This is a genomic window from Rhodohalobacter sulfatireducens (assembly GCF_022012475.1).
Lineage (GTDB): Bacteria > Bacteroidota > Rhodothermia > Balneolales > Balneolaceae > Rhodohalobacter > Rhodohalobacter sulfatireducens.
In genome coordinates this window covers 1-5,702 of the sequence record NZ_JAKLWS010000061.1, presented here as the reverse complement: position 1 = coordinate 5,702, position 5,702 = coordinate 1, and the positions used below count along the sequence as shown (strand labels likewise).

Sequence of the window (5,702 nt, the reverse complement as noted above, 5' to 3'; positions counted from 1 at the left end):
GGGCTATATTATTTTAGCTCTTTCAGAGCTTTCCCTTCTATTAAATTCATAAATATCGGTCCGAACTGAAGTGAAAAACCCTCTGCGTTCGACCTCACGTATTTATTTAATTTGATTTCCAATCGTTACTTCGAGCCTGACGATCAGTCTTTATTCAATATTCAATCTTTTCCCAATTTCTATATATTCAACCGTGATTAAATATCTATTCATAGCAATCCTGGCTTTTTCCTGGACGGATGCCCTTTCACAATCAATCGGTATATCACCCGTATCTCATAAACTTTGGGGGGATACGAGAGATATGTCAGAATTTTATCTTGAGTATAAGTTTGTGGGACTTCACTATTTTCACAACTGGGATGATACCCGGTATATGCGCAAAGGAACGGATGAGATTATCGAGCAGACGTCTGCTTTTGCAATTTCTGTTATCCCGTTGGACCTCACCTATTTCCGTGCCGGCATGATTGCCTTTGACCGTCGCTTTCCGGTGGATGTTGCATCCCGAGTGCAGTTCTTACTGGAAGCCTCGATCCCCATTCGCAGGTTTACCATCAGCTACCGGCATATCAGTAATGGGTTTGGGCTTTTTAATGAGATCAATCCAGGAGTGGATTCGTTTTCGGTAAAGGTTCATTTCGGAAATGTGGAATAAACCGCGGTGGACGCGGAGGTACGCGGGGTTTTTATATCTCTGCGGTTCTCTGCGTTCCCAGTGGTTTAGTCGCCGCAATCGTCCTCAAAAGGAATCTCATTCAATTCTAAAAAGTCGATGGCTATTTTTTTGAGGGCTTTATTTTTGTAGTTGAACCAATCATCACGGATGTTATAATCAAAGATTTTATCCTTAAACATGCGGAAAGCACCTCGTCCGCGGATGGCATTCAAAAGATCGTCTTTCATGGGGCCCTCATCCAGGGAATAGATAAAATCTTCCATAATGCTGTACTCGTGAATCTCGAATTGGGAAGGAAGTTCAATAAAATCGTCTGATTCCATGATCTCCCTGAGTTTAGGTATGATCTCCTGCTGCCATGCGGGAAGTTCCTCTATCGGTTCGCCATCGTCCAGCCGTCTCAGGGCGTATTCATCCTCTTCCGTAAAAACCGTCAGTTCACCGGTTTTGCGATTTATGTAGCCCTGGACCATATCATTTTGCATGTCCATCTCATTAATTACGGATTGAAGAGAAACGGGAAGCGACATAAAATAAATTGTAAGTTCAAAGTCTGATAAAATGTATAAAATCGATTCTTTGAACGCTACATAAATTAAGCTAAACCTTTCATCCTCTCCATGAGTTTCTTAATCAACCCAAAAAAGCTTGAGGATCATTTCAGGCCCGTAATACTCGATCGGGCAAGACATTATTTCGCTACAGGTGCCATAAGAAATATGGCACAATCAGAGAATAACACCTGGATGGCCGAGGTTCAGGGTACGGAGGTGTACCTGGTAACTATCAAACAGGAGAATTCTGATCTCTGCGAATGCCGGTGCACTTGCCCCTATGCTTTGGAAGATGCCTGTAAACACATTGCCGCTGTTTTAATGGAGATTGAGAATGATGAAAATGAGATTCAGATCTTGGATGAAGAGACAGAAAAACAGCCCACACCTGCTTATTCATCCGGCCAATTGGACAAAGCCCTGGCCCGATCCGACAAGTCTCAACTGGCTGCTTTTATCAGTCAGATTGCGGAGTTTGAGCCTCATATCGAACATCAATTTCTATCCTTTATGGCTGCTTCCGATCCCAAAACAGGTAAAGCTCAGTACAGAAAATTAGTAAAGTCGGCCCTGGCGCCGGCTCGCCGCAAGGGATTGATATATGGGCATGAAGCACGGCAACATCTTGCGTCGGTTTATAAACTCCTTGAACAGGCCGATAAAAAAAAACCGGCGGTTCTTTTCGCACTGTGCTGGATATTTGCCAAGTGGTGGTTGAAGAGATGGTGCCTGCATTTCAGTTTATTGACGATTCAAATGCTGATGTGGGAGATGCAATCCGATGGGCGATCAATCTTCTGCATGACTTGGCTGAAAGTACTCTCGATGCGGATGATCAAAAATCTTTCTTTAAATGGACCCTCAAGTCTCTCGAGGATAAACGGTACGAAGGTTGGGATTTCCATGATGATTTTATGGCGATGGCTGTTCATCTTGCAAAAAATGATAAGCAAATTCGAGATACAGAAGCTGTTTTGGATGCACGAATTGAAGAGTTCACCAACAAAAAGTCTAACTGGAGTTCCAACTATAATCTGGAATCAGCCGTCCTTTGGAAAGTTCATCTTCTGAAAAGCAATGACAGACCTACTGAGGCTGATGAGACCATGGATCGACACAAAAATTTAACTCGCGTCCGGGCTGAGATGATTCAAACAGCCTGGGATCGGGGAAAAACTGACACTGTTAAATCTCTTGCTTCAGAAGCGATTGAAACACTTGGAAAAGATGCACCCGGGTTGATTTCTAATTGGCAAGAATGGTTACTAAAGGTGTCTGAAACCGAGGGAGATGAGAATGAAATCATCCAGCGGCTTGAGGACCTGATGAACAGTGATCCGACGACGGACATATACTTAAAACTGAAAGAGATGGTTCCGAAGGATGAATGGCCGCCCTACCTTCGGGATACATTACTGCCTGTTCTCCAAACCAGTTACAGAGGGCGTTCGTTAATGCCTGAGATATTTGTACAGGAAAAGATGTGGGATAAATTGCTGGAATATCTGAAGAAAAATCCGGATCTGAATCTTCTCAAGCGGTATGAATCGTTCATTAAGGAGACAGCACTTGATGAAATTTTTGAACTTTATGTACAACTGATCCGACAAAAACTGAAACACAACACGGGTCGTCGATACTATCAAGAGGTCTGCAAAACGTTGAATCATGTTTGGCAGCTTGGAGCAAAAAAAGAGGTAGAACAACTCACCAAAGAGTTGCGTAAACTGTATTCAAATCGACCGGCGTTCCTGGATGAGGTTGACAAATTAAAATTTTAACCGCGGTGAAGATTAACCGCGGTGGCGCAGAGGAACGCAGGGTTTTTTATTTCTCTACGGTTCTCTGCGTCCCCTGCGGTTTCATATGTTTCAAAGATTGTTCACCACCCTTCGGATTCCCTCTTTCATCATGGGTACATTAAAATTGAGCAGATATCCCAATTTATTACCTGATAGTTTGAGGTAGGTCAGTATTTGTGCCATGTGAATATCATTCATTGCTTCTACAGATTTCACTTCAATAACTACTTTTTGCTCAACCCAAAGATCAATCCGATATCCACATTCCAGTTTTACATCCTCGTAAACTACAGGGAGAGCTACCTCCTTCTCAATAAATAGTGCGGATCTTTTTAACTCATACTCCAGGCAAGCCTGGTAGGTCGATTCCAGCAATCCCGGCCCTGTGTTTCTGTGAACCCGGATCGCAGCACGTACTATTGCATCTCCAATCTGATTTTCAGTCATACAGTATATTTTTATGAATGTTTAACTGTATGAACCGGAAATGCAGAATACCTTACAATCTTATTTAACCGCAGTGGACGCGGAGGTATTATAAAAAAGAGGTCACCCTGGATTTATTAGATTAAAAGTGCATTAAACTTTAATCAAATCCATAGGAGACCTCTTACGAAAGATACAGATGTAGTATACATAGGGATTGACCTTCATAGCAACACCAGTACGATTGGATATATGAACCAACAGGGCGACTCTGAGGAAGATACTACTATTAATCTGCGGTTCTCTTTGGAAAAAGCGAATTGTATAGATTAGCCGCGGTGTCCGCCGAGACACGCTGAGGGCGTTTCTCATTCAAACCCAGCGTTCCCCCGCGTTCCCCGCCTGCCCCGAAACGTCGTGGGCGGTTCATTTTTCAGGGAACTAAAATAACCTTCCCGATATTCTTCCTCTCCTCAATAAATTGATGTGCATCGCCGGCTTCGTCAAACGAAAAGGTGGTGTCTACATGGGGGTTGATCCAGCCCTCCTCAACGCCTGCCAGGATCTCTTTCATCCATTGCTGTGCTTTCTCTCCTTCATGCCAGAGATGGCCGAGGTTTACTCCGAAAACACCGCGGTTTTTATCAAGCAGCGGCAGAGGGTGGTAGATCGGCATGCCGATCACCGTTTTCAGCAGATTTAGTGTTGTTTTGAGTCCGCCACTCGAACCTGAGCTTGCTGTAGAGATTCCGAACATCCCCAATCGCCCCGTTGATCGCAACGCTTTGTAACTTTTCTTCCAATGCTTACCACCCAGCGGATCGGTAATCAGTTCCACGCCGCGGTCATCGGTCAGATTCATGAGTTCGATGCTCCAGTCTTTATTGCGGTAGTCGATGGCGTGATCCAATCCGCGATCATTCAAAAAATCATGTTTTCGTTTACTTGACGTCCCAAATGTTCTCGCCCCGATATGTTTGGCGATATCGAGCTGGGCAAGCCCCATTCCCCCACCGGCATTGTGGATGAGTACGGATTCATTCTTTCGAAGTCCGCCCATCACCACGATGAGTACCCAGGCCGTCAGGTAATTGACCGGAAGCGTGGCGGCCTCTTCAAACGAAAGCCGATCCGGTTTTTCATGTACCTGGTTCTCTTTGGCCAAAACCTGTTCCGCCTGTCCGCCGAACCGGGTGATCGCTACCACTTCTTTGCCGACCCAAGCGTCATCAACATCGGAGCCAACTTCCGTGATCACGCCGGAAACTTCATATCCCATCACACACGGTTTATCGGGTCCGTCGGGATATTGGCCTTTTCGCGCGAGTATATCGGCGAAGTTTAGCCCGGAGGCTTTTACCTTGACAAGGAGTTCGTCATTGGCCGGCTGTAGATCGGGGACTTCCCGGACCTGGAGGACCTCAAAATCGCCATTGGCTGTCGTCACAAGTTGTCTCATGATGATTGGTTTTATTGGAGTTTATTTTGTTTTTACGCGAAATTTTAATGAATCATCGTCATCTATGTAATGTACGTCAATCCATATGAAATATGTAACTTATCCACCTCAATAGCAGTTGTCGGGTTCATTACACCCTGAGCTATTGATCTTAGAATACTTCGGGGTGAGTAACGGAGTACCCGTCAGAACGCTAAACGCGGTCAGACGGGTATTCAAAAGAATGGATTCATACCCCTTTCTCTTTTCTCTGCACAGAGCGTCGGTCAAAGAAACTTCAGTGTAGTTGACCTGTTTTGTCAAAATCTATGTTCGCAAGCGGTGTAAAACCTGGCTTTATTCACCTTCGTAAACTGATACACCGCGAGTAACAAACGAGACCCTGTCATCCTGAGGGAGTAAAACGACCGAAGGATCTCTGCGTGATAGGAATGGAGCACAAGTTTGGAGACTTACGCCAGCCCTGAGGATTACTTATCCAAAATTAAAAGCACAAGTTGCAAACTTGCGCTAGCCGAGGGGGATTAACTCGTTGCGAAGGTCCTCCTTCGACAACGCATGCCTGAAGCTCCGCTTCTATTCAATGAAGTAATTTGAACTCGTTGCGAAGGTCCTCGGTCAACAAAGCCTTAGCGTAGTTGACCTCCTTCGACAACGCCTACCGGAAGCTCCGCTTCTCATAATGCTAAAAAATCAATCTTTTCAGCAACCCCTCGATTACGATTTAAACCTATCCACATTCATCAACTCGGGGTTTCTATTATAGCCACTTTTTAACCCAG

Annotated in this window: 6 protein-coding genes; 3 read left to right on the top strand and 3 right to left on the bottom strand. The window is 44.8% G+C overall.

From position 1 onward, the window contains the following. Nucleotides 1-193: 193 nt before the first annotated feature. Nucleotides 194-658 carry a hypothetical protein gene (locus tag L6773_RS20875; RefSeq protein WP_237856613.1) on the top strand — a complete coding sequence of 155 codons (465 nt, stop codon included), beginning with the start codon at nt 194-196 and terminating at the stop codon, nt 656-658. A gap of 65 nt (nt 659-723) precedes the next feature. Here the strand turns inward: L6773_RS20875 and L6773_RS20870 are convergent, their stop codons facing one another. Next, a complete protein-coding gene (locus tag L6773_RS20870) occupies nt 724-1,209 on the bottom strand; it encodes a UPF0158 family protein (protein ID WP_237856612.1) in 486 nt (161 codons plus the stop codon). Between the two features lie 90 nt (nt 1,210-1,299). Here L6773_RS20870 and L6773_RS20865 point away from each other — a divergent pair, with 90 nt between their 5' ends. Together L6773_RS20865 and L6773_RS20860 are read left to right on the top strand one after the other, a co-directional pair. Next, nucleotides 1,300-2,304: an SWIM zinc finger family protein gene (locus L6773_RS20865; RefSeq protein WP_237856611.1), complete on the top strand. Its 1,005-nt coding sequence runs from the start codon at nt 1,300-1,302 to the stop codon at nt 2,302-2,304. Then, the gene (locus tag L6773_RS20860) at nt 2,208-3,014 is read left to right on the top strand and encodes a hypothetical protein (RefSeq protein ID WP_237856614.1); all 807 of its coding nucleotides are present in this window, start codon (nt 2,208-2,210) and stop codon (nt 3,012-3,014) included. Before L6773_RS20865 ends, L6773_RS20860 begins: the two co-directional genes overlap by 97 nt. 90 nt (nt 3,015-3,104) lie before the next feature. On the opposite strand, the gene L6773_RS20855 is transcribed toward L6773_RS20860, so the two are convergent. Both L6773_RS20855 and L6773_RS20850 read right to left on the bottom strand, forming a co-directional pair. Continuing rightward, nucleotides 3,105-3,482, bottom strand: a complete 378-nt coding sequence (locus L6773_RS20855; RefSeq protein ID WP_237856610.1) for a GxxExxY protein — start codon at nt 3,480-3,482, stop codon at nt 3,105-3,107. A gap of 412 nt (nt 3,483-3,894) precedes the next feature. Further along, nucleotides 3,895-4,920 (bottom strand): zinc-binding dehydrogenase, encoded by a 1,026-nt coding sequence (locus L6773_RS20850; RefSeq protein WP_237856608.1) that lies wholly within the window; start codon nt 4,918-4,920, stop codon nt 3,895-3,897. Nucleotides 4,921-5,702 lie beyond the last annotated feature (782 nt).

Excerpts from the sequence above, each read along its gene's own strand:
- L6773_RS20870 (WP_237856612.1), bottom strand. The coding sequence starts at position 1,209 with ATGTCGCTTCCCGTTTCTCTTCAATCCGTAATTAATGAGATGGACATG.
- L6773_RS20865 (WP_237856611.1), top strand. The coding sequence starts at position 1,300 with ATGAGTTTCTTAATCAACCCAAAAAAGCTTGAGGATCATTTCAGGCCC.
- L6773_RS20855 (WP_237856610.1), bottom strand. The coding sequence starts at position 3,482 with ATGACTGAAAATCAGATTGGAGATGCAATAGTACGTGCTGCGATCCGG.
- L6773_RS20850 (WP_237856608.1), bottom strand. The coding sequence starts at position 4,920 with ATGAGACAACTTGTGACGACAGCCAATGGCGATTTTGAGGTCCTCCAG.